The following is a 23,737-nucleotide window of genomic DNA, read 5'->3' as shown; positions in this document are numbered from 1 at the left end:
TTGACAAAGGTATGTGACAGGCCGGACATTGATAATTTTTGTCAGCGTTTTCAAAAAAGGAAGGAGTGTAATGATGGCAAAGGTACAATTATTGGAAATTGAACCGATAAGGAATTTGAAGTTCCGGCATCTTTGGGCATTGGGTGTAGGAGCGGTTGTAGGAGACGGCATTTTTCTACTGATTGGAGAAGGTATTGCCACAGCTGGTCCCAGTGCTATTTTAGCGTATTTTATTGCAGGGCTTTTTCAATTATTCTTGATGGTCGCTTTGGCAGAGATTGCAATCGGCATGCCGTTTGCGGGAGGAATGTCTGTATGGGTTGAACGGTTTTTAGGCAAGTGGTGGGGATTTCTATCGGGTTTTGCGTTCGCTGCAGGCTGGGTTCTTGCTGGCGGCGGTGTTAGTATGGCTCTTGGGACAATCACATCCTGGTTTTTCCCCCAATTGACCGGAAAAATATGGACAACTGTTTTTGCTCTTATCTTTCTCAGTATATTCGCTTTATTGAACATCTATGGAACATCGATAGCAGCAAAAACACAATTATATCTTGTGTTGGCGCTGACAGCCGGTATGATGCTGTTTGCACTGTTTGGTTTAAAAGACATCGATATAAATAACTTCAAAGAATGGATGCCTCATGGAACTTCCGGCTTTTTAAGTGCAATCCCTCTTGGGACATATGCTTATCTGGGCGCTGTTTCCATAGTGACAGCAGGTTCGGAAGTCGTTAATCCCAGGGATTTGCCAAGGGCTTTGGTATGGTCCAGTGTGACATTCCTCATCATCTATTCTGCTGCGCAGTTCGTTCTGCAAGGAATTATTCCATGGGATCAGGTGACAATGGACAGCTCGCCTTTCACAGAGGCAGCCAATGTTGTCTTCGGATATGCAGGTGCTTTCATCATTAACCTGGTTGCATGGATAGCTGCAGCCACCTGTATTTTAATGGGAACATTTTATACAGCATCAAGGATTTTCTTTTCTCAGGCAAGAAGGGGGTACTTGCCGAAGTTCTTTGGGTATTTAAACCCGAAAACACGTACACCTGTCCATGGAATTGTATTTATCTGGATTTGTTCGGCTGTTTTCATTTTGATCGGCAGTGTAAATCCGGATCTGATCTATGTGGAGTTTTCTCTGCAGTTGACTTTTGCTTGGATAGTCTCTTGGACCCTTGCGGTGATTGCGGCAATCCTTTATAGGAAAAAATGCAAGGATGAAGTGGAAAAGCTGGCTTGGAAGCAGCCTTTGTTCCCATTATTCCCAATCTTGGGGCTGGTCGGAATTTGTATTATTTTCTACGGCACTTTCTTGGGAACCCCGATGACACTTGTAAGGGGATTGATTGGGGTAGTTGCGCTGTTCATATTCTATAAAATCTACTACAAGCCTGAGCAGAATAAAGGCAGTGATCAAGAGAAGGTTATTTAGCATCAGCCTAAAATGTCAAGGCGAAGGCTTGTCCCCTTTAACTTGCATAAAGCTCAAAGGGGACAGTTTGGCCGCAATGCAAATAAACTAAGAGTCCTGGAGGTTCCGATTTTGGTTACTACAAAAGAACAAGTAAAGAAAATGATCGAAAAGAATCATATTGAGTTTCTTGATATCGGCTACATGGACTATGCAGCTCTTTCAAGAATACGGACCGTCCGTGTCGAGGAGTTGGACAGCTTGTTTGACCAGGGGTTGAACTTCTTTGCGGGAATGATGAGTTTCAATGCTTTTGATGAGTACATTCCAAATCCGATGTATGGAATAGGAGAGGGGGACTTCTTTGCCATACCTGACCCTTCCACGTTCGCCATTTTGCCGCATCGGCAAAATACCGCAAGAATGTTTTGCGATCTTGTTGATGAAAATGGTGAGCCGTGGAAAGGTTGTCCAAGACAAGCCCTTAAAAGGGTGCTGAAGGAAGCGGAAGCCGAACTTGGGGGAATTATTAACCTGGCATTTGAACAGGAGGCCTATTTGCTGAACGAGGTTGGCGGAACACTTGTTACGGCTGATACTACCCACTGTTTTTCAATAGAAGGCATTCAAATGCAGGAAAAGTTTTTACATGACTTTGTGAAAGCAATGGAGAAAGCAGGAGTAAAAGTAGAGAAAATATCGAGTGAGTATGGGCCGGGACAATTTGAAATCAACTTGAAACATGCATCCGCCGTCCGGGCTGCCGATGAGCAAGTTCTCTTCATGCAGCTTTTCAAACAGATTGCCCTTCAACACGGATTGGTTGGAACACTTATGCCGAAGCCCTTCCAGGATTTATCGGGGAGCGGTCTGCATGTCCATATCAGCATGTTCAACGGAAAAGGGAAAAATGTATTTGAGGATCATTCCGACCAGCTCGGGCTCACAGAGCAGGCCAGCCACTTTGTCGGCGGATTGCTCAAGCATGCCCGTTCATTGGTGGCAATCGGTGCGCCGAGCATTAATTCATATAAACGTATGTACCCAGGGTCATTTGCACCTGCCCAGGTGTGTTATGGAATTGGAAACCGCTCCACTTTAATCCGGATTACGGAAAAACGCCGGGGAAGCCGATTTGAGTTCCGCGGGGCTGACGGCACGTGCAATCCCTATTTGCTGGCTGCTGCTTTGGTTGCTGCAGGGCTGGATGGTGTAAGAGAGAAAATTGATCCCGGCGAACCTCTTAGCTCGGATGCAGGGGTATTGTCCGAAGTGGAAATGAAACGCCGGGGGATAGAATGGATTCCGGGCACTTTGGATGAAGCCATTACAGAGCTTGAAGGAAATGAAAAGCTTGGTGATCTCATAGGAAGGCAAATATGGGAAGAGTTCATTAAGGTAAAGAGGACCGAAGTGGAAAAGGCAGCACGCTATGTGACTGATTGGGAAAGGATGGAATTAAGCCGCCGGTTCTGATGAAAGATCACCACCTCAACGTTAATAAAGGAGGATCATGATGAGCCCTACAGAAATGTGGTTGAAAAGGGATCGACAATACGTTAGTGACGCATTGAAAATCCGTTTTTACCCTCTTGCGGTAAAAAGTGGGAAAGGCGTGATGCTGCGTGATTTCGAAGACAACGGATATATCGATATTTCTGCTGGCTGGGCTGTAGCAAACATTGGATATGGCAACGAGAAAATGGCTTTGGCGCTTAAAGAGCAATACGAAACACTCTCATTTTCTTCTAATATTACAATACCGGATCATCAAATGATTCAGCTGTCGGAAAAGCTGGCCAATTTGCTTCCGGGAGAATTCGAGAAGAAGGTATGGTACGGGCTGACCGGCTCCGATGCAAATGACTGCATAGCCAAACTGATTCCGATAAGTGCAGGACGCCCGCGGTTGATTTCGTTTATGGGATCGTATCACGGGCAGACGATGGGATCTTTGGCTTTGTCCGGGCACACAGCCCAGGCGCGCTTTATCAGTGGGGCAAACGTTGTCAAGGTCCCTTATCCGAATCCTTACCGGCCGCCTTTTGGAGAAACGGAAAATCTGACTCAGCAAGTCATTGATTATATTGAAAATGAAATGTTCACGACGATCTGCCCGCCGGACAGCACCGCCGGCCTCATTATTGAAGCCATCCAAAGTGACGGCGGCGTAATCGTTCCTCCGGATGATTTCCTTCCTGAACTTAGAAAGATGTGTGACCGTCACGGCATTTATTTGATTGTCGACGAAGTGAAGGTTGGAATGGGAAGGACCGGGAAGTGGTTTGCCTTTGAGCACAGCGGAATAGAGGTCGATGCCGTATCTTTGGGCAAACCGCTTGGAGGCGGAGTTCCGATCAGTGCCGTTATCGCCAGAAAGGAAATCTTGGACTGCGGAAATGCCCTTCATCTTTTCACGGCCAGCGGAAATCCGATAAGTACAAAAGCGGCCTTGACGAATCTGTCAATCATTGAGGAAGAGGGATTGATGGAGAATGCGAGCGAACAAGGGGAATATTTCAAGAGGCAGCTGCTGGACTTGCAAACCAAGCATGAGATCATTGGTGATGTACGCGGGAAAGGCCTTGCCCTGGGTATAGAGCTTGTGGAGGATAGGGTGACGAAACAGCCCGCGTCTGAAAAAACGGCCGCTGTCTGCTATCGTGCTTTTGAGCTTGGATTGCTTGTATTCTATGTAGGTGTACACAGCAATGTCATTGAAATTACACCTCCCCTGATTATTAATCGCCAAGAAGTCGACATGGCTGTTGCCATCCTTGACCAGGCGATCACCGATGTTGAACAGGGACGTGTGGATATGGACAAGGTCCGCCAATATGCCGGCTGGTAGCTGACCGGCAGGGGAGCACTGATATACAAGAAGGAGGAGGAACATCATGGGGAAAATTGATTTGGCTTCTATAAAAGCGGTTGACGTACACTGCCATCCATATGTGGCGAATGAGGAACCATACTCTCCGGAGGAGTATTTGCGCAAGCTTTCTCTGTCTGTAATGCCGAATATGTTCAAGAAATCCCGAGAAGGTTCAACCGAAAAAATTTTTCCAGGCATGAACATGTATATGCAAATCACCATACAAAGGCTCGCCAAGTATTTTGGGTGCAAACCCGACCTTCGGGACGTGGTTGCCAAAAGAAATGAAGAGGCAAAAGATTTTTCGGTCTTTACCCAAAAACTGTTCAAGGATGTAAAGCTGGAAGGCATGGTTGTTGACTTCGGGTATCCGACTCCACCGCTGTCAAAAGATGATTATCAAGAATTGACAGGCGTGCCTATTTGGGAGGTGTATCGAATCGAACCCGTCATGGTCAGGCTCCGGGAAAGCCATGAAACGTTCGGGGCCTTTGTCGAAGCCTATCGTGAAGATTTAAAAGAAGCTTTAAAACAAAGGCATATCGTAGGTTTAAAAACAATCATCGCCTACCGGAGCGGATTGGAAATCGGTGAGAAAAATGAGCAGCTGGCAAAAGACCAATATGAAGAATTTCGATTGAACGACCGTCCCAGAGTGAAAGAATTCAGAGATTATTGTTTTCATATAGCGATGGAGGAATGCACAAATTCCGATAAAGTTTTACATATTCATACAGGTTTTGGTGATGGGGAAGTCGTACTTCCAAAAGCAAGCCCGTCGTTTTTGATTGATTTGCTCCGTTCGGAAAAATATGCCGACACTAAAGTGCACCTAGTTCACGGGGGATACCCATGGATGGAGGAGGCTGCGTTTATCACGAGCATTTTACCAAATGTTTATCTCGATATCTCTTTGCAGAATCCGTTTGTCGGACATGGCGTGGAACGAATCATATCGCAGGTGTACGAGTTGGCTCCATTCGATAAGGTGATGTACGGCTCTGATGCTTTTACAGTGCCGGAAATGAACTGGCTTGGTGTCCTGTTGTTCAAGGAATGCTTTGAAAGAGTGCTTGCAGACTGGATCAATAAAGGATATATGGATAAGGATATGGCGGTCGAAATCGCTGAACACATGATGTATAAAAACTTTGAACGGGTATACAGTGACTATATTTAAATGTTAATGGATATAGGGAATTTGCAGGAAGGATGAAAAAAGTGAAAGAAATGACATCATGGGAATGGGATCATACATTTGACGAGGAACTATTTGAGATCCGAAAACATCTTCATCAGTATCCGGAATTATCGTTCCAAGAATATGAAACAAGCAAATATATCCAATCGCTCCTGGATAACTGGGGCATACCTTTTAAAGTGATGGCTGATACCGGCGTTGTTGTTGACATATTCGGGGAAGGCGGAGACGGTCCCAATATTGCACTGAGGGCGGATATTGATGCTTTGCCTATCCATGAGGAGAGCGGGCTTGCTTTTTCCTCAAAACGGGAAGGTGTCATGCATGCGTGCGGACACGATGGCCACACAACGATTTTATTGGGGGCAGTCTACCATATATGGAAATACAGGCACAGTTTAAAGGGGATGGTCAGATGTATTTTCCAGCCGGGAGAAGAGGCTGACGGTGCGGCAAAGCTCCTGATTGACCAAGGTGTGCTTCAGAATCCCGAAATTGAAGAGGTTGTGGCCCTGCATCTTTGGCCAAAGCTGCCCCTTGGATCAATCGGAATAAAAACAGGACCGGTTACAGCGGCATGCGACGATTTTGATATCACAATCAAAGGGAAGAGCGGCCATGCCGCCAGGCCGCATGAGGGAATTGATGCGATTTCAATCGGGGCTGAAATAATAAGCTCCCTTCAATATTTTACAGCAAAATGGAAGGATCCGGCAGACCCGCTTGTCATTCATGTAGGAAAAGTTGAAGGAGGAAATGCCAGGAATGTCATAGCGGACAAAGTCAGACTGGAAGGCACCATACGGTCTGTTTGGCCGGAAACAAGGCTGGGGATAAAAGAGAAATTCATCCCTTTTGTTTCTGAAGTCGCAAAACGGTATGGAGGAGAAGCTGATATCGATTATGATGACGGCATTCCGCCAATCCTGAATGATACCGTTGCAGTCGAAAGGGTAAGAGAGGCGGCCGGGACAATAATCGGAGCCGGAAATATCAATGAACTGAGCAGTGTTTCCATGGGCGCCGACGATTTCGGCTTTTTTGCAGAAAAAGTTTCCAGCTGTTATTTTCGTTTGGGTATTCGGGAGGAACACAAGGAAGCTTACGACTTGCATCATTCAAAGTTCCATTTTAACGAAAAGGTGATTCCAATAGGGGCGAAAATTTTGACCGAGTACGTTTTTATCAGATGAAAAGGAGACCGCAAATGAATATTACAGCAGATAAAAATCCCAAAGTGGAAGAAGTATTAAGACAAGTGGAAGAAAATAATATTGAGTTTATCAGAATTGAATTTTTGGATTATGCGGGTGTGACACGGGGAAGGACAATCCGGAAAAACAAGCTCAGGTCCGCAATGGAAAGAGGAGTAAATTTCAGTACAGCCATTATGAGCTTTGACGTATTCGATGAATATATTCCCAACCCGATGTATGGAGCGAATGACGGTGATTTTTTTGCAGTGCCGGACCCGGAAACGTTTGCAATTCTGCCTTACCGGAAAAATACAGCCAGAATGCTGTGTGACCTGGTTGATGTGGATGGTTCGCCGTGGCCTGGCTGCCCAAGGGGGGCTTTGAAAAGGCTGTTAAAAGAACTTGAAGCCGCCTTGGGCGGAAAGCTCTACATGGCTTATGAACAAGAAGCGTACTTGTTAAAAGAAGAGAACGGAAAAAGGGTGCCTGCCGACAACAGCCATTGCTTCTCTTCCGATGGAATTGACATTCAAGAGGAATTTATCCAGTCTTTTGTTTACTCCATGGAAGCAATGGGAGTGGAGACGGAGCAGATTTCAAGTGAGTATGGGCCCGGGCAAGTGGAGGTTAATCTGAAATATGCTCCGTCACTCAAGGCGACGGACGACCAGGTAACATTCATGCATGTTTTTAAACAGATTGCACGCAGCCAAAATTTAATAGGGACCTTAATGCCAAAACCAATTTCCAATCTTGCAGGAAGTGGGCTGCATGTTCATATCAGCCTTTACAATGAAGAAGGCGACAATTTGTTCAAGGATATCACGGATCAAAAAGGATTCGATCTTTCGGAAGAAGCATATTATTTCATTGGCGGATTATTAAAACACGCACGCTCACTGATCGCTGTCGGAGCTCCAAGCGCCAACTCCTATAAGCGCATGCAGCCCGGATCATGGGCGCCGGCCCATATTTGTTACGGATCGGCAAACCGCTCGGTTCTGGTGCGGATTCCAGAGAAACGAAGGGAAAGGCGATTTGAGTTCAGAGGTGCCGACGGAACCTGCAATCCATATTTGCTTACCACATGCTTATTGGCAGCTGGGCTGGACGGCATTAAAAACAAGATAAATCCTGGAGAGCCGATGGAACTGGATGTCAGCCTTCTAAATGAAATAGAACTGCAGGAGAAGGGAGTTGCCTGGATTCCCCGCTCACTGGACGAAGCCATGGATGCATTGGAGGAAGATACGATTCTGGCAGAATCGATCGGGAGAGAGATTTGGGAGGAGTTCATAAAAGTCAAAAGGACTGAATCCATGAAATTCTCGCAATATATCAGTGATTGGGAGCTGAATGTATTCTCGGATCGATTTTAGATGAAATTTCATATAATGATATAGATATATATAGTGAGCAGGGGGGAGTATAGTGAGTGTTATGATCGTTCAGCCGGTTAATCTCGCTCCGCCTGGGGAAATTGTTGCGGCACTGGAATCAGCCGGGGAGCCCTATGAGATTTATCGAATGGAGGAAAATGACCGGTTTCCAAATGACTTTGCTCATTTTAATGGGCTCATCATACTAGGAGGAACAATGGGAGCCAATGATGATGAGGATTTTCCATTTCTGACCGAGGTGAAAAAGGCTATCCAAATATTCCATAAGAGCAATAAACCGGTTTTAGGTGTCTGCCTTGGCGCACAGTTAATTGCAAATTCTTTCAATAAAAAGGTCGGAAAAATGGCCAAGTCGGAATTTGGAATGACGGAATTGGAAAAGACTGCTGAGGGAAAGGCTGATCCGCTGTTTAATAAATTGCCGGACACCTTTTCATTCATGGAATGGCATGAGGATTATTTTGAGCTGCCTGATGAAGCAACCCTCTTGGCATCGGGAAATCATTGTATTAATCAAGCTTTTCGCATTAAGGACAATATCTATGGCTTTCAGTTTCATCCGGAAGTCAACGAGACCATTTTGCAAAGCTGGGTGAAGGAAGAAAAGGACTGGATTTTAAGGGAAGACCCGGAATTTCTTGAGAAAGTCGAACCGATTGTAAAGCCCTCTTTATCACACGCCATGCGCCATTGCCGTGAAATGGTGAGTGAATGGGTGAAATTGTTACGGAAAAACCGGGCGGATGAAGAGGATAAATTCGAGTTTATAAAGTAAAAAAAGAGCGCATTTGGCTTGCGCTCTTTTTAAGATCCCTGTCTAGGGTTATTTCTTGGAAAGAGGTCAACGGTTCAGCGCGCCAGCCGTGGCATTTTACTTCCTGCCCCACATCTTCAATCAATCCTTATAAGGATCAAACTCATTCGCCCCTGCCATGCAGACGCCGATGGGTTTCAGGACATGCAATATATCGATTGTATCTTTATGGGCATCGAGCACGGTTTCAAGCTTCCGGTAAACAAATGGACTTTCGTCCGTTCCTGCACCGCATCAGAAGTTCCTCCAATTCTCCATTCAATCTCCAATATACTATTCCCGTAACATAACACAGCCGCGTCTTCTGTGATAATATATAATCAGGAGCAAATCATGAAAGGGGAAGAAAATGGCCTGGACATATGTGCTTTGTGCGGCAATCGTAGAAGTGTTCTGGGTAATCGGTTTGCGGTACTCCGAGACATTCTGGGAGTGGCTTGGAACTGTCGTTGCAATCATATTAAGTTTTTATTGTATTATCAAGGCGTGTGAAAAATTGCCTTCAGGCACAGTGTATGCCGTATTTACGGGCTCCGGTGCGGCCGTGATCGTCCTCATAGATTTTTTATTTTTCGGGGCTGATTTTTCTTTAACCAAAGTGTTTTTTATTGCGCTTATCATCGTGGGTGTAGTTGGAATCAAATTAACAACGGACAGTCAGGCTGAAAAGGCGGAGGGCGGATAAAATGGCTTGGTTATTCCTTGTGATTGCCAGTTTCGGAGAAATTTTTGGCGTTATGACAATTAATATCTACAATGAAAGAAAGTCGTTATTCTGGCTTCTTGCCATGATCATGACCTTCGGGCTGGGTTTTTATTTTTTATCATTGGCCATGAGAGAGATACAGCTTGGGACGGCATACGCCATTTGGACGGGGCTCGGGGCCGCGGGAGCTGTTTTGATGGGCATTTTGTTTTTTAAAGAATCAGCCGGTTGGAAGCGCATGCTCTTTCTGTCATTCATTATTGCAGGTGCCATTGGACTGAAAATTATGGATTAATGGGAGGTATTAGCTTTATGAAAAAAGCCTTGCTGAATGTCGATTATACATATGATTTTGTAGCGGAAGACGGAAAGCTCACCTGCGGGAAGCCTGGGCAGGATATTGAGCAGGCGATTGTCGGATTGACGAAACAATTTTTGGAAGATGGCGGCTTTGTTGTGTTTGCTGTAGACAAGCACATTGAGGGCGACAAGCTCCATCCGGAAACAAAGCTCTTTCCCCCGCATAACATAGAGGGGACATCGGGGCGCGATTTTTATGGGTCCCTGAAAGATTTATATGAGCGTCATAAAGATGATGCGAATGTACATTATATGGATAAAACGAGGTACAGCGCTTTTGCGGGGACGGATCTGGAAATCAAATTGCGTGAACGGGGAATAGAAGAGGTGCATATATGCGGCGTCTGCACAGATATCTGTGTGCTGCACACAGCGGTGGATGCCTATAATAAGGGCTTTAAAATCGTGATTCATAGAGATGCGGTGGCAAGCTTTAATGAAGCGGGCCATGAATGGGCATTGTCCCATTTTGCAGACACGCTTGGTGCAGAGGTCGTTTAGTGGAGGAGTGGACAACAAATGAAATATCATCATCCGGATGACAGCTTGATGCTTCATACCGATTTATATCAAATCAACATGGCCAAAACATATTGGCAGGACGGAATACATGACCGAAAAACGGTGTTCGACTTGTATTTCAGGAAGCTTCCGTTCAAAAACGGCTATGCTATATTTGCAGGGCTTGAAAAGGCCATCCATTATTTAAGCGGCTTCCGGTTCACGGACAGTGACCTTACATATTTGCGTGAGGAACTGGAATATGACAACGGATTTATAGACTACTTGGCAAATATGCGATTTACCGGAACGGTCCGTTCGATGCGTGAAGGCGAAATTGTTTTCGGCAATGAACCGATTATGCAGATAGAAGCCCCGCTTGCCGAAGCCCAGCTTATAGAAACAGCGCTATTGAACATAGTCAATTACCAGACTTTGATAGCGACGAAAGCATCCCGCATCAGGGAGGTTGTCGGAGACGGGGCCGCACTTGAATTCGGTACAAGGCGGGCGCAGGAAATGGACGCTGCTTTATGGGGAACGCGCGCTGCCTATATCGGGGGCTTTGATGCAACGAGCAATGTCAGGGCGGGAAAACTGTTCGGAATGCCGGTTGCCGGGACACATGCCCATTCACTTGTGCAGGCTTATAAAGATGATTACACGGCATTCAAGAAATATGCGGAAAGCCATTATAATTGCGTTTTTCTTGTCGATACATACGACACGCTCAGGTCCGGCGTGCCGGCTGCCATTAAGGTGGCGAAAGAAATGGGTGACCGGATCAATTTTGCAGGCATCAGGCTTGACAGCGGGGATATGGCATTTTTATCCAAAGAGGCAAGAAAGATGCTGGATGAAGCAGGTTTCCATGACACGAAAATCGTGGCATCAAGCGATCTGGACGAGTACACCATTTTTCACCTGAAGGCACAGGGGGCAAAGATTGACTCCTGGGGTGTCGGAACAAAGCTGATTACTGCCTATGACCAGCCGGCCCTTGGAGCTGTATATAAAATTGTTGCCATTCAGGACGAACACGGCGAATGGCAGGATACGATCAAGATTTCCGGAAATGCAGAAAAAGTTACAACACCGGGCCGTAAAAAGGTTTACAGGATCATTAATAGGTTAAATCATAAATCAGAGGGTGACTATATAACACTATGGGATGAAAATCCGGAGGAAGAAAAAAGACTGAAAATGTTTCACCCTGTCCATACATTCATCAGCAAGTTCGTTACGAATTTCGAAGCGAAAAATCTTCTTCATGACATATTTGTGGACGGCGAATTGGTTTATAAGCTTCCCGAGCTCGAACAAATAAAAGCTTATACGTCTGAAAGCCTCAATGTTTTATGGGACGAATACCGACGTATGCTTAATCCGGAAGAATATCCGGTCGACCTCAGCCAGAAGTGCTGGGATAATAAAATGAAAAATATAGAGGCGGTCAAAGAAAAGACCGATCAGTTGAAAAAGTAGATATAGGCTCATGAAGGAGGAAATCCCATCATGGATATGCAGCAGAAAATCATTGGCGCACTGAAAGTGAAGCCGGTGATCGATCCGAAGGAGGAAATCCGCATAAGTGTGGACTTTCTCAAGGAATATATGGAAGCGCACGATTTTTTTAACGGTTATGTGCTCGGCATCTCGGGCGGGCAGGACTCCACGCTTGTAGGCAGGCTTGCTCAAATGGCCGTCGATGAATTGAACGAGACACACGGTACGAACAAATATAAGTTCATCGCAGTCAGGCTTCCGTACGGGATGCAAAGCGATGCGAAAGATGTGGATGATGCACTGGAATTCATCAAGCCTTCCGTCACTTATGAAGTGAATATCAAGCCGGCTGTTGATGCCAGTGTGGCTTCCCTTGAAAAAGCGGGAGTCAAAATCTCTGATTTTACAAAAGGAAACGAAAAAGCCCGCGAACGGATGAAAGCACAGTACAGCATTGCCGCCACGAACGGGTGCGTTGTATTGGGGACGGACCAGGCTGCTGAAGCCCTGACCGGTTTTTTCACCAAATACGGTGACGGTGCTTCCGATGCAGTGCCGATTTTCAGGCTAAACAAGAGACAGGGAAGAATGCTGCTTCAAGAACTTGGATGTCCGGAACATTTATATACAAAAGTTCCGACGGCAGACCTGGAGGAAGACCGCCCGATGCTCCCGGACGAAGTGGCTCTGGGTGTCACTTATGACGATATAGACGACTATCTGGAAGGAAAGCAGGTTTCGGAAACAGCAAAGAATACAATCGAAGCTTTATACCGGAAATCGGAGCACAAGCGGCACTTGCCGGTAAACGTGTTCGACGATTTTTGGAAATGAAATTGAAAGTGAACAGGGATGGATGATTCTTGTTCACTTTCTCTTGGCTATCTTGAATTGAAAAATAATTTCGATAGTTTCAGAGATTGAATGAGAAAATATGAGCGGCAGGTGAACAATGTGACGGTCGAAATCACTCAGCAGCAGATCAAAAAAATTATCCAAAATATCGAAAAGGTCATGGTCGGAAAGAACGAAGTGTCCAGGCTTTGCCTAGTCGCCTTTTTGGCGGAAGGGCATGTGCTTCTTGAAGATGTCCCGGGCGTGGGGAAGACGATGATGGTCAAAGCCTTGTCCAGGTCTGTAAATGCCGAATTCAAGCGGATTCAATTCACTCCGGATCTTTTGCCATCGGATGTTGTCGGCGTCTCCATCTATAACCCTAAAGAAATGGAATTCACTTTCCGTCCCGGCCCTATTATGGGAAATATCATATTAGCCGATGAAATTAACAGGACTTCTCCAAAGACCCAGTCTGCCCTGTTGGAGGCGATGGAAGAGCACAGCGTAACGATAGACGGAGTCACTTTGGACATGGAGAAGCCTTTTTTTGTAATGGCCACCCAAAACCCGATTGAGTACGAAGGGACGTATCCGCTTCCTGAAGCCCAACTGGACCGTTTTTTGTTAAAGCTTGAAATGGGTTATCCAAGTGAGAATGAAGAGGTCGAAATGTTGACGCGGAGCCAAAAGACATCTCCGATTGATGAACTGCAGCCGGTTATTTCCCTGGATGATTTAAGGAGCCTTCAGGACCACGTGAAAGATGTTTTCGTCGAAGAGGCAATAAAGCAGTACATTGTCGAGCTGGCGAATAAAACACGGTTGCATCCGCATGTGCAGCTTGGCGTAAGTCCGCGGGCATCCATCGCCTTGCTGAAAGCATCCCAGGCATTGGCGTTCATATCAGGCCGCGACTTCGTTCTTCCGGACGACGTACAATACTTGGCTCCTTTTGTTTTTTGCCACCGGCTTATTTTAAAGTCGGAAGCGAAATATAACGGAATCACAGCAGGTGAAATAATGGAGAATTTGCTTTCAAGTGTACATGTACCAGTGAAAAGGGCAGTGAAATAAAATGCCGGCGGCAATGTCCAAGCTGATGAAAGTATCCGCTGTTTTCATTTTGCCTGCCTTTGCTTTCTCCTACGCGATGTTTCAAGGCGGGTTCGTCAGCTGGTTTTTATTTTACAGTTTTTTGCCTTTTGCATTGTATTCCATTCTCCTCTTCTTTTATCCGGTAAACTTCCAGGCGGAACGAACCGTTTTCCCGCAAACGTATAATGCCGGCGATGATATTGAAGTGAATTTGACTTTGAAAAGAAAGCTTCCGTTTCCGCTTCTATTTCTTTTGATAGAAGATGTCATGCCGGACTCGCTGAATCATGAAAAAATGAAGCGGGTGTTTTTCCCGGGATTTAAAAGGAATTTGAAAATGGCCTATACAATCAGGAATGCTTCCCGCGGCGAGCATCACCTTCATTGCATCAGGCTTAAAACGGGTGATGCACTCGGACTTCTCGAAAAAGAAAAGCGGATACTTTGCAAACAAGCCATCCTTGTCTACCCTCCATATGAAGATATTTTCTACAAATCATTTCGCAGTATGCTTGATCAGGGAGGAGTCTTATCACTTTCCTCATCGCGCCATGATACTTCCCTGGTCGCAGGGATTCGGGAATATGAACCGGGAGACCGCTTTTCTTGGATAGACTGGAAAGCTTCCGCAAAATCGAATCAAATGATGACAAAGGAATTTGAAACGAGGGAGTCCAATGATTTTTTGATCATACTGGATACGGCGCCAGCAAATAACTTCGAGACACTGGTGAAGTTTGCTGCATCGGCTTCAAGGACTGTCATCAGGAACGGCGGGAAAGCCGGAATGTTGATAGGTGGTAAAGAGAAGGTGCTGCTTCCGCCCCGGAGCGATGCAGGCCAGGAGGCAGCGATATTTTACCAGCTGGCAAAAGTGTCCGAAGATGGCTCGCATGAACTGGAACATGACCTTGGAGATCAGGCATTGGCCGGACAATCTGCTGTTTTCGTTATTATTACATCCAGGCTCTCGAAACAGATGGTTGACGGAGCAGGGAAACTGCCCGGTAAGAATAGAAGAGTATTCATTTTCCTTATGAAGGGCAATGAAGAGATATCGACTGCGGAGGAGACGGTATTGAAAGCCATGGCGGCCGGAAAAGGAATGTATGTCCATACGGTTGCCGGCCATAATTTCCGAATGGCTTTTGCGGGGGTGGAACAAACACGGTGAACAGTGGCAAATTATTCTCATTCGTCCTTTATGCTCTCGGTTTCATGCTGCTCTGGGAATGGCTTTTGCCGCTTGAGCAAATTACAAAGACGAGTGAAGTCCATTATTTTATCATCTTTGTTATCTTTTCTTTGCTCCTTAATTTCTTTCATTTCCCTTGGTATATTACATGGCCTGTAAAGGGAGCTTTTATCCTTTATTCCCTTTATGCTATATTTTCCAACGACCTTGGATTTCTTCCGTGGATTTTCGAAATGCTTGCGGCAATCAAGGCCGATACTGCCCTTGTTCTTTCAAGGGACTGGCTCAATCTCTCTTCATCCTTTAGAAGCCTGCTCTTTTTTTTCCTTCTTTGGCAAATCACCTATTTGCTCAGGTATTGGCTGACGGTAAAAAGGAAAATATTTGCGTTTTACTTCATGACCGTATTTTATATTGCATCGCTGGATACTTTTACGGAATATCATGGGGACCGGGCCATTGTCCGCATTGTCATTATCGGCTTCATCCTTTTGAGCTTGCTGTTTTTCAAAAGAATGCTAGAAAAAGAGAAAATGGAAGGACAGCAATTGCTGCTGGGACGTTGGATGATCCCGCTGATTTTCATGATTTGCTTTGGAGTGGCGATCGGCTATCTGTCGCCTAAAGCCGCACCGGTTTGGCCCGATCCCGTCCCTTTCATTGAGTCGAAGGCTGAAAATATGAGGGGAGCCGGGGTTTCAAAAATCGGATACGGAATGGACGATACCCAATTGGGCGGGCCTTTCATCAATGATGACCGGGTTGTTTTTACCGTGGCGACTCCGACAAGGCAATATTGGAAGATTGAGACGAAAGATGTATATACAGGAAAAGGATGGATTGCTTCGGATCAGGCAAGCGAAGGGATGATGGAAATTCAATATGGCGAGGAACATCGGATCGATGCCATTTCATTAAGCGACACCCCGGTGCGGGAAGCAACATTCGATTTTGATATCGTTTATCCGCATGTAGTCAGGCCTTATGGATTTTTATCCATGGAAGGCGAAGGCACAGGCTTCCTTCGTTATGATCCGCGTTTGGATAAGCTCATCCCTTACTCCGAAGGTTTGAAAGAAGTGCGTTTACCTAAGTATACAATCAAATACACGCCTGCATCTTATAGTTTGTTGGAATTGCGGGGAACAAAAGGCATCCAGGGAGGAGCCGGCCTTTCCGCATTGCGAAAACAGTATACCCAATTGCCGGAGACTCTTCCGGAGCGTGTCCGCAATTTGGCTGTTGAGCTGACTGCCGAGCATGATAACTGGTATGATAAGGCTTTGGCAATTGAAAAGCATTTTCGGACAGGAGAATTTTCGTACGATCAAACCCGGGTGGCGGTTCCGGCAGAAGATGAGGATTATGTTGATCAATTCCTTTTTGATACAAAAAGAGGGTACTGTGATAATTTTTCCACATCAATGGTTGTCATGCTGCGGTCATTGGATATCCCGGCAAGATGGGCGAAAGGGTATGCTCCCGGCCAGTACAAAGGGACCGCTGACGATGATAATCGAATTTATGAAATAACAAACAACGAGGCGCACTCATGGGTCGAAGTATTTTTTCCCTCATTGGGATGGGTTCCATTTGAACCGACAAAAGGGTTTAACAACCCCGTCAACATCATGAATGATGAAAAAAATGATTCATCCGCAACACCAGTTGCCAATCAGGATTCCGGGGACCCTTCCGAAAGTCAGCCTCAAAAGAAGGAAAAGAAAAAAGAATCTTCCGCCAACACGAGGGATAAAGAAACAAAGTCGGGCAAACTTTTCAACAAATATTGGGTCACAATTGGTCTTGGGGCAATTGTTATCGGTATTGCCGCTGCTGGATTGCTGCTAAGCAGAAACCGCTGGATCCCACGCCTTCTAATATGGAAATACAAAAACAAACAAGAAGATGAGATATTTGCCTCGGCATACGCAGCATTACTTAAACGGCTTGAAAGGGCAGGGTTAAGAAGAGAACCCGGACAGACGCTTCGCAGTTATGCGGCTTATGTTGACAGTCATTTTGACACAGCAGACATGAGCCATTTGACGGAGCGGTATGAGAAGCTTGTCTATGGCGGAGATGGGGATGCCGCAAATTGGGAATATACCAAAGAGGTATGGGAAAGTTTAATGAAGAGGACAATGGATTGACTGTAAAAGTAGATTAGAGGCTTTGTAAAATTTTTGACGGAGGTTCCGGAATGCTGGAAAATTCTGAATTGGACAATAAAGAAATGATTGCTGTTCTCGGTTTCGGCGATCGATCCAACCCGCTCATCAAGCAAAGAATACAGGAATTGGGGGTCTCCAGTAAGCTGTATCCGCACACGGTGACCGCAGAAGAGATCAGGAAATTAAATCCGAAAGGGATTATTTTATCAGGCGGCCCCAATCATGTCGATTCGGATAATGCCCTAATGGTTGATAAAGAAATATTCAACCTTGGAATCCCGGTTCTGGGAATTTGCTATGGCATGCAGTTGATGGCGATTAGATTCGGCGGACGAGTCCAAAGAAAAGAAGAACGGACATATGAACAAGCTGCCATTCAAATTAAGGGCGGCGGCCCTGAACTATTCAAAGGGATTCCTGAAAAGCTGAACGTTTGGATGAGCTTAGGCGATACAATTGAGGAAATGCCTGCAGGGTTTGTCGTTGATGCGGAAAGCGAAAAGGCACCGGTTGCTGCGATCAGCAATACGGATAGTAAATTTTATGGCATCCAGTTCCATCCGGAAGCGGAACAAACGGAGTACGGTACCCAATTGCTCAAAAACTTTGTCTTTGGTTTGTGCCATTGTACGGAAGACTTGGACTGAAGACATAAATGCTGCAAAATAAAATATTGACGGGCAGTAACAATATTGATAAAGTAGAAATAAACAGAAATATGTCGTTTTATATCGTATAATCGCGGGGATATGGCCCGCAAGTTTCTACCAGGCTGCCGTAAATAGCTTGACTACGAGATGAAAACGGGGATTACTTTATTGTGATGTAATCCTCTATTATTGTTTAAATCGCAGTCAGCGCCTTAAGCCTTAGTTGCTTAAGGCGTTTTTCTGTTTTCTTGAGGAGGAGGTGCGCGTATTTGAAAAAATTTTTCGAGCCTGCTTGAGCTCTCGAGGGATTGTAATAAAAATCTAAGGTAAAGAGAAAGATGATATCATGCAGGTTTGGCATCCAGACCTCATTTTGGAGGAAAGACAATTGAGGAATTACTTTAAGTTTGATGAATTAGGCACCAACTACCGCAGGGAGATTATCGGCGGATTAACGACGTTTTTATCCATGGCTTATATTCTTATTTTAAATCCGATCACACTTTCCCTTGAAACTGTAAAAGACCTTCCTGATGCCTTAAGAATGGACCATGGGGCTGTGTTTGTCGCAACTGCTTTGGCTGCCGCTCTTGGTACGCTGCTGATGGGTCTTATTGCAAGGTATCCGATTGCGCTGGCTCCGGGAATGGGACTAAATGCGTTCTTTGCCTATACGGTTATTTTAACAATGGGAATTCCATGGCAAACGGCTTTAACCGGGGTGCTTTTTTCAGGAATTATTTTTATATGCCTAACGCTTACAGGTATTCGGGAAATGCTGATCAATTCGATCCCTCCTGAACTAAAGATTGCAGTCGGGTCGGGGATTGGACTTTTCATCACATTTGTCGGATTTCAAAATGCAGGCATTATTGTGAATGACGACGCCGTTCTTGTCGGCCTTGGCAATTTAAGAGATGGAAATGTCATCTTGGCTGTTGTTGGAATTGTCATTACAGTAATTTTAATGACGCGTGGTGTCAGAGGCGGTATTTTCTTCGGAATACTAATAACCGGCATCATCGGGATGATTGCAGGGGTTGTTCCTAAACCAGATGGGATCGTTGGTTCCGTACCAAGCATTGCCCCTACTTTCGGGGTAGCGATTGAGCCGATTTTCAATTCGCCGGCTGAAGTATTTACCCTTCAGATGCTTGTTGTTGTATTGACATTCCTATTTGTTGATTTTTTTGATACAGCAGGGACATTGGTAGCCGTTGCCCAGCAGGCCGGGCTAATGAAAGGCGACACGCTGCCGCGTGCCGGCAAAGCTTTATTTGCTGACTCTGCAGCAACCGTGGTAGGCGCCATTTTAGGAACTTCAACGACAACCTCTTATGTCGAATCAACTGCCGGAGTGGCGGCAGGTGCAAGAACCGGGTTTGCCAACATCGTTACAGCAGTTTTATTCTTATTATCCCTGTTTTTCTATCCATTGCTCGGTGTCATCACCTCCTCTGTCACTGCACCGGCACTGATCATCGTCGGGGTACTGATGGTGTCCGGAATTGGAGGAATTGACTGGAAGAGATTTGAAATTGCTGTTCCGGCATTTTTTACTATTGTCGCCATGCCGTTGACGTACTCAATCGCTACCGGTATCGGAATAGGCTTTATCTTTTATCCGATTACAATGATTGTTAAAGGAAAAGCGAAAGAAATTCATCCGATTATGTATTTCTTCTTCGTGATCTTCGTGCTTTACTTCATATTTATAAAGTGAACTTCAATCAGTGGGGGTTTTCTTCATCTCCCACTGATTGTTAGTTGAACGAATCGGGCTTTTACGGGCAGTTGACCTCCCACCTAAACTACCCGATTCATCTAAAGTTTTGTGGTGGGAGTCTTACTGCCCGTTAATGCGGGATAAAATAATATCGATGCGGCTTGCAGAGCAGACTCCTCTTCTCTGCAGGCTTTTTTGAATGAACTCCAAGTGATTTAATGGAAAATTTAATCATAAAGGCAACATATTGACCATGGGTGAAAACGAGTATAAAATGAAAAAAATTGACAAACATATGAACCAGTCTTGGTGGGAACACTGCGATAAGAAATCATGATATGATATGTGTACAAGTACCTCCGCTGAACGTTTACACGGTGGAGTTTTGAGATATGGAGGGTGCCTAGATGCCAGGAAAAACAGAACTGCAAGATCAGGAAATGATTATGGTATTGGACTTCGGAAGTCAATATAACCAATTGATTACCCGAAGAATACGCGAATTCGGCGTTTACAGTGAGCTTCATCCGCATACGATCACAATTGAAGAGATTGAAGCCATTAACCCGGCGGGGATTATTTTATCCGGTGGACCGAACAGTGTATATGGAGAAAATGCTTTTCGATGCGATGAAAAAATTTTTGAATTGGGGATTCCTGTTCTCGGAATCTGCTATGGGATGCAATTAATGACGATGCATTTTGGAGGCATTGTCGAAAGAGCGAAAGGAAGGGAATACGGAAAAGCTTCTATTGAAGTAAGAGAAGGGGCTGCCCTTTTTAAAGGCCTTCCTGTGGAGCAAAAAGTGTGGATGAGCCATGGCGATTTAGTAAAAAAAGCACCTGAAGGTTTTGTCGTGGACGGTGTTAATCCTTCCTGCCCGATCGCAGCGATCAGCAATGAAGAGAAAAAGTTTTACGGTGTTCAATTCCATCCGGAAGTCCGTCACTCTGAGTACGGCAATGAACTGTTGAAAAACTTCGTTTTTTACGTATGCGGCTGCAAAGGCGAGTGGACAATGGAAAGCTTCATTGATGTTGAAATGGAAAAAATCCGTCAGGAAGTCGGAGATAAGAAAGTTTTATGTGCACTCAGCGGCGGTGTGGACTCCTCCGTTGTAGCGGTCCTTATTCACAAAGCGATCGGTGACCAGTTGACCTGTATTTTTGTCGATCATGGCTTGCTCAGAAAAGGTGAAGCCGAAAGTGTCATGAAAACTTTCCGTGAAGGCTTCCACATGAATGTAATCAAAGTGGATGCGAAAGACCGCTTTTTATCTAAATTAAAAGGTGTGGCTGATCCGGAGAAAAAACGAAAAATCATCGGAAACGAATTTATTTATGTGTTTGACGATGAAGCGGCAAAACTGGAAGGCATTGAATTCCTTGCTCAAGGAACGCTTTATACGGATATTATTGAAAGTGGGACAGCGACGGCACAAACAATTAAATCTCACCATAATGTCGGCGGATTGCCGGAAGATATGGAATTCAAATTAATTGAACCATTAAATACATTATTTAAAGATGAAGTAAGAGCGCTTGGTACTGAGCTGGGAATCCCTGATGAAATTGTTTGGCGCCAGCCATTTCCGGGACCGGGTCTTGGAATCAGGGTTCTCGGAGAAATTACGGAAGAGAAGCTCGAAATCGTTCGTGAATCCGATTATATTTTGCGTGAAGAGATTAAAAAGGCCGGTCTTGATAAAGAAATCTGGCAATACTTCACAGTGTTGCCGGATATTCGAAGCGTCGGTGTCATGGGTGACGCCCGCACATATGATCATACTGTTGGAATCAGGGCTGTCACTTCCATTGACGGAATGACTTCCGATTGGGCCCGTATCCCTTGGGAAGTACTTGAGGTCATTTCCAGCAGGATCGTTAATGAGGTGGAGCACGTCAACAGAGTGGTCTACGATATCACAAGTAAACCGCCTGCTACGATTGAGTGGGAGTAGTAGAAGGAGAGCTGAAACCCCTTTGTTTACAAGGGTTTCGGCTCTTTACTCTATTTTCATTGCATTGTTATTGCATTATTTGTTTCTAAGTCCTTACGCAAATATTGAACTGTGAATTGATTTTTGGGAGAAGTATCTTTATTTTCAGTTGCAGTTTGATAAGACAATATACCTTTTAGTTTATGAGCGACCTCAAAATTACTGTTTGGATACAAATGTCCATAGGTGCCGAGTGTCGTTTCAATATCTTCATGTCCTAGGCGATCTTTAATAATTAATGGGTTTTCTCCCATACTAATAAGCAGAGAAGCGTGAGAATGTCTTAAAGCATGTAATCTAATTCGATGAACCCCAGCTTTTTTTGAATAACGTGTAATGGCATTTGCTAACGTATGCTTTTGTGTAGGGATACCATTATAGCTCATCACAAAATTGGTTTGGACGATAGATTGCTGCTTTTCCTTCCATTCGTGGAGTAACATTAATGTATCCTCATCTAATGCAATATGACGAACACTAGCTTTTGTTTTTGGTTCTAGAAAAGAATAGTTATCTAAATTCTTATAGTAAAGTGTTTTATCGATTGATAACAAACCTTTGTCAAAGTCAATATCTTCCCATTGAATCGCAGTGGCTTCTCCAATTCGCATGCCTGTCATAAACAAAAACCACAATGAAATAAATAAAAAATGTTGATAGTAGTCTTCCTTATAAAAAAGGGAGATGACTTTTTCAAATTCTTCTTTTGTCCAAAAATCTATTTTTGTCTTTGTCTTTTTTACATTTCCAACAATTTTCGATGGATTACTTTCGGTTAAACCTAAAACAACCGCTCGATCCATTGCCATGGAAAACAACCCTTGAACATTTCTAATATAAGAAGAACGATACTTCTTTTTAGATAATGCTAATTGCCATTTTTGAACATGAATTGGGGTAATTTCTGATGTGATTAAGTTATCAAAAAAAGTGAAATGTTTTCTTACAGTCGGTAATCGATTATCGTACGTTCTTCCTTTTACTTGTGTTTTATACCAAGGTAAGAAAATATCTTCAATAAACTGTCGAAATAGAATGTCCTCTTGTTTTTCTTCTAAGGAGTCTGACTTTGTTAGTAGTAACTTAGAATATTCTTCCCTTGCTTCTTTTTTAGTCTTAAAACCACTGCGGTACTTCTGGATTTGCTTACCAGTGATGGGATGATAGCCTAAATTTGCCCTAAAATAATAAGTTCCGTTCTTTGCCTTTTTGATGATATCTTTAGTCATGATTTCACTCCTTACGCAATTAGTACAAGAAGTACAAATCACACGTCTAAAGTTATCCCTAATACTTCCTCTACAGCTTCTTTAGGAACACGATCTAACTTTTTAGATTGATAATACGTGTGGCCCTTTGAAATCATTAGTTTTTTGCATTCTCTAATGATATCAGCTGAATAAGAAGGACCATAACCTAGTGCTATCAAGTCTTTTTTAGTGACTGTGACCATATAAACTCCTTTCCATAGACTAGGATATGCTATTTGATATCTGTCTATTATTATATCGCGTCTATAAAACTAATTCTAATACGTTGCGTGAATTTGGCTCTTGCACTAAAATAAAAAGGATTTAATGTCATAACTTGATAGTGATGGTTACTTTAACCTATCTTGCTAAATTGAATATCAAAAATCAGACGGCTGCTGGTGCAGCTCCACGGGAATTTCACCCCTGCAAGTATTTCTTCCAGCCCTACTCATAGCTTGCGACGGTTCAAACGCTCGAACCATGACGATAGGGGAGTATCATTATCCTAACTGATGGGTTATCGCCAGCAATCCACCACGATTACATTAGATTCATAGATTATCGCTCGTTTCTAACGAAAGTCATGGCGTATGAATCAAGTGGCTCATCATCAGTAGAACGTATCTGATTTTTTGCTTATACTGCACGGCGTAATCTTCCGTGCTTTCTTTGTCAAAGAACAAATATATGATTAATGAAAGGGAAAACCTAACCATTCTGTATTCAAATTTTGAAAGCTAAAACAGATTGCATAAGCTTCGTTCGTAAGCGTTGTAACTGCTAAGCTAAATTGAACAGTTTTTGCTCGATAGAAATGAACACTTTCCGCCCATA

20 protein-coding genes, 1 pseudogene and 1 riboswitch are annotated in these 23,737 nt (G+C 44.4%); of the genes and pseudogenes, 18 read left to right on the top strand and 3 right to left on the bottom strand.

Annotated features, from left to right (window positions below):
* Positions 1 to 73 precede the first annotated feature (73 nt).
* The 7 genes from FS666_RS07630 to FS666_RS07600 all read left to right on the top strand — a co-directional run bounded on the left by FS666_RS07630 (position 74) and on the right by FS666_RS07600 (position 8,861).
* A complete protein-coding gene (locus FS666_RS07630; protein WP_144461278.1) occupies positions 74 to 1,435 on the top strand; it encodes an APC family permease in 1,362 nt (453 codons plus the stop codon).
* A 111-nt stretch (positions 1,436 to 1,546) separates the two neighbouring features.
* Positions 1,547 to 2,890 (top strand): glutamine synthetase family protein, encoded by a 1,344-nt coding sequence (locus FS666_RS07625; protein WP_244943870.1) that lies wholly within the window; start codon positions 1,547 to 1,549, stop codon positions 2,888 to 2,890.
* A gap of 40 nt (positions 2,891 to 2,930) precedes the next feature.
* The gene (locus FS666_RS07620; protein ID WP_144461280.1) at positions 2,931 to 4,265 is read left to right on the top strand and encodes an aspartate aminotransferase family protein; all 1,335 of its coding nucleotides are present in this window, start codon (positions 2,931 to 2,933) and stop codon (positions 4,263 to 4,265) included.
* A gap of 46 nt (positions 4,266 to 4,311) precedes the next feature.
* On the top strand, positions 4,312 to 5,469 hold the full coding sequence (locus FS666_RS07615; RefSeq protein ID WP_144461260.1) for an amidohydrolase family protein: 1,158 nt from the start codon (positions 4,312 to 4,314) through the stop codon (positions 5,467 to 5,469).
* Between the two features lie 50 nt (positions 5,470 to 5,519).
* Entirely contained in the window at positions 5,520 to 6,683 is a 1,164-nt protein-coding gene (locus tag FS666_RS07610; RefSeq protein WP_244943873.1) for a M20 metallopeptidase family protein, read from the top strand.
* A gap of 14 nt (positions 6,684 to 6,697) precedes the next feature.
* Positions 6,698 to 8,065, top strand: coding sequence for a glutamine synthetase family protein (locus FS666_RS07605; protein ID WP_144461262.1), 1,368 nt, complete (start codon positions 6,698 to 6,700; stop codon positions 8,063 to 8,065).
* Between the two features lie 61 nt (positions 8,066 to 8,126).
* A complete protein-coding gene (locus FS666_RS07600; RefSeq protein WP_244943872.1) occupies positions 8,127 to 8,861 on the top strand; it encodes a type 1 glutamine amidotransferase in 735 nt (244 codons plus the stop codon).
* 120 nt (positions 8,862 to 8,981) lie between these two features.
* On the opposite strand, the pseudogene FS666_RS20245 reads toward FS666_RS07600, so the two are convergent.
* Positions 8,982 to 9,131 (bottom strand): annotated as a pseudogene (locus tag FS666_RS20245) (RtcB family protein); the annotation flags it as partial.
* A 118-nt stretch (positions 9,132 to 9,249) separates the two neighbouring features.
* Between FS666_RS20245 and FS666_RS07590 the strand changes: the two are divergent.
* The 11 genes from FS666_RS07590 to guaA (FS666_RS07540) all read left to right on the top strand — a co-directional run bounded on the left by FS666_RS07590 (position 9,250) and on the right by guaA (FS666_RS07540) (position 21,611).
* A complete protein-coding gene (locus FS666_RS07590; protein WP_144461264.1) occupies positions 9,250 to 9,585 on the top strand; it encodes a DMT family transporter in 336 nt (111 codons plus the stop codon).
* A 1-nt stretch (position 9,586) separates the two neighbouring features.
* Entirely contained in the window at positions 9,587 to 9,901 is a 315-nt protein-coding gene (locus FS666_RS07585; protein ID WP_144461265.1) for a DMT family transporter, read from the top strand.
* Positions 9,902 to 9,918: 17 nt separating this feature from the next.
* The gene (locus FS666_RS07580; RefSeq protein WP_144461266.1) at positions 9,919 to 10,467 is read left to right on the top strand and encodes a cysteine hydrolase family protein; all 549 of its coding nucleotides are present in this window, start codon (positions 9,919 to 9,921) and stop codon (positions 10,465 to 10,467) included.
* 18 nt (positions 10,468 to 10,485) lie between these two features.
* A complete protein-coding gene (locus FS666_RS07575) occupies positions 10,486 to 11,952 on the top strand; it encodes a nicotinate phosphoribosyltransferase (RefSeq protein ID WP_144461267.1) in 1,467 nt (488 codons plus the stop codon).
* Between the two features lie 30 nt (positions 11,953 to 11,982).
* Positions 11,983 to 12,807 carry an NAD(+) synthase gene (gene nadE / locus FS666_RS07570; protein WP_144461268.1) on the top strand — a complete coding sequence of 275 codons (825 nt, stop codon included), beginning with the start codon at positions 11,983 to 11,985 and terminating at the stop codon, positions 12,805 to 12,807.
* A gap of 90 nt (positions 12,808 to 12,897) precedes the next feature.
* Positions 12,898 to 13,884 (top strand): AAA family ATPase, encoded by a 987-nt coding sequence (locus FS666_RS07565; protein WP_144461269.1) that lies wholly within the window; start codon positions 12,898 to 12,900, stop codon positions 13,882 to 13,884.
* Position 13,885: 1 nt separating this feature from the next.
* Entirely contained in the window at positions 13,886 to 15,079 is a 1,194-nt protein-coding gene (locus FS666_RS07560) for a DUF58 domain-containing protein (RefSeq protein WP_144461270.1), read from the top strand.
* Complete coding sequence (locus FS666_RS07555) at positions 15,076 to 17,253, top strand: DUF4129 domain-containing transglutaminase family protein (RefSeq protein ID WP_144461271.1); 2,178 nt, start codon at positions 15,076 to 15,078, stop codon at positions 17,251 to 17,253. The genes FS666_RS07560 and FS666_RS07555 overlap by 4 nt, the downstream gene beginning before the upstream one ends.
* A gap of 50 nt (positions 17,254 to 17,303) precedes the next feature.
* Positions 17,304 to 17,921 carry a glutamine-hydrolyzing GMP synthase gene (gene guaA, locus FS666_RS07550; RefSeq protein ID WP_144461272.1) on the top strand — a complete coding sequence of 206 codons (618 nt, stop codon included), beginning with the start codon at positions 17,304 to 17,306 and terminating at the stop codon, positions 17,919 to 17,921.
* A gap of 64 nt (positions 17,922 to 17,985) precedes the next feature.
* Positions 17,986 to 18,087, top strand: a riboswitch (purine riboswitch).
* Positions 18,088 to 18,312: 225 nt separating this feature from the next.
* The gene (locus FS666_RS07545) at positions 18,313 to 19,647 is read left to right on the top strand and encodes an NCS2 family permease (RefSeq protein ID WP_186306495.1); all 1,335 of its coding nucleotides are present in this window, start codon (positions 18,313 to 18,315) and stop codon (positions 19,645 to 19,647) included.
* Between the two features lie 410 nt (positions 19,648 to 20,057).
* Entirely contained in the window at positions 20,058 to 21,611 is a 1,554-nt protein-coding gene (gene guaA, locus FS666_RS07540) for a glutamine-hydrolyzing GMP synthase (protein WP_144461274.1), read from the top strand.
* Between the two features lie 56 nt (positions 21,612 to 21,667).
* Here the strand turns inward: guaA (FS666_RS07540) and FS666_RS07535 are convergent, their stop codons facing one another.
* Both FS666_RS07535 and FS666_RS07530 read right to left on the bottom strand, forming a co-directional pair.
* Positions 21,668 to 22,879, bottom strand: a complete 1,212-nt coding sequence (locus FS666_RS07535; protein ID WP_144461275.1) for a site-specific integrase — start codon at positions 22,877 to 22,879, stop codon at positions 21,668 to 21,670.
* A 38-nt stretch (positions 22,880 to 22,917) separates the two neighbouring features.
* Entirely contained in the window at positions 22,918 to 23,103 is a 186-nt protein-coding gene (locus tag FS666_RS07530) for a DUF3173 domain-containing protein (protein WP_010097541.1), read from the bottom strand.
* Positions 23,104 to 23,737 lie beyond the last annotated feature (634 nt).

It is taken from the genome of Siminovitchia fortis, from assembly GCF_007681465.1.
GTDB classification, from domain to species: domain Bacteria; phylum Bacillota; class Bacilli; order Bacillales; family Bacillaceae_C; genus Siminovitchia; species Siminovitchia fortis.
Note: the sequence above shows the minus strand (reverse complement) of the source record. Positions and strands in the feature narration are given on the sequence as shown.

Excerpts from the sequence above, each read along its gene's own strand:
- FS666_RS07530 (WP_010097541.1), bottom strand. The coding sequence starts at position 23,103 with ATGGTCACAGTCACTAAAAAAGACTTGATAGCACTAGGTTATGGTCCT.
- FS666_RS07590 (WP_144461264.1), top strand. The coding sequence starts at position 9,250 with ATGGCCTGGACATATGTGCTTTGTGCGGCAATCGTAGAAGTGTTCTGG.
- FS666_RS07600 (WP_244943872.1), top strand. The coding sequence starts at position 8,127 with ATGATCGTTCAGCCGGTTAATCTCGCTCCGCCTGGGGAAATTGTTGCG.
- guaA (WP_144461274.1), top strand. The coding sequence starts at position 20,058 with ATGCCAGGAAAAACAGAACTGCAAGATCAGGAAATGATTATGGTATTG.
- FS666_RS07610 (WP_244943873.1), top strand. The coding sequence starts at position 5,520 with ATGACATCATGGGAATGGGATCATACATTTGACGAGGAACTATTTGAG.
- FS666_RS07575 (WP_144461267.1), top strand. The coding sequence starts at position 10,486 with ATGAAATATCATCATCCGGATGACAGCTTGATGCTTCATACCGATTTA.
- FS666_RS07585 (WP_144461265.1), top strand. The coding sequence starts at position 9,587 with ATGGCTTGGTTATTCCTTGTGATTGCCAGTTTCGGAGAAATTTTTGGC.
- guaA (WP_144461272.1), top strand. The coding sequence starts at position 17,304 with ATGCTGGAAAATTCTGAATTGGACAATAAAGAAATGATTGCTGTTCTC.
- nadE (WP_144461268.1), top strand. The coding sequence starts at position 11,983 with ATGGATATGCAGCAGAAAATCATTGGCGCACTGAAAGTGAAGCCGGTG.
- FS666_RS07565 (WP_144461269.1), top strand. The coding sequence starts at position 12,898 with ATGAGAAAATATGAGCGGCAGGTGAACAATGTGACGGTCGAAATCACT.
- FS666_RS07630 (WP_144461278.1), top strand. The coding sequence starts at position 74 with ATGGCAAAGGTACAATTATTGGAAATTGAACCGATAAGGAATTTGAAG.
- FS666_RS07580 (WP_144461266.1), top strand. The coding sequence starts at position 9,919 with ATGAAAAAAGCCTTGCTGAATGTCGATTATACATATGATTTTGTAGCG.
- FS666_RS07620 (WP_144461280.1), top strand. The coding sequence starts at position 2,931 with ATGAGCCCTACAGAAATGTGGTTGAAAAGGGATCGACAATACGTTAGT.
- FS666_RS07535 (WP_144461275.1), bottom strand. The coding sequence starts at position 22,879 with ATGACTAAAGATATCATCAAAAAGGCAAAGAACGGAACTTATTATTTT.
- FS666_RS07560 (WP_144461270.1), top strand. The coding sequence starts at position 13,886 with ATGCCGGCGGCAATGTCCAAGCTGATGAAAGTATCCGCTGTTTTCATT.
- FS666_RS07615 (WP_144461260.1), top strand. The coding sequence starts at position 4,312 with ATGGGGAAAATTGATTTGGCTTCTATAAAAGCGGTTGACGTACACTGC.
- FS666_RS07605 (WP_144461262.1), top strand. The coding sequence starts at position 6,698 with ATGAATATTACAGCAGATAAAAATCCCAAAGTGGAAGAAGTATTAAGA.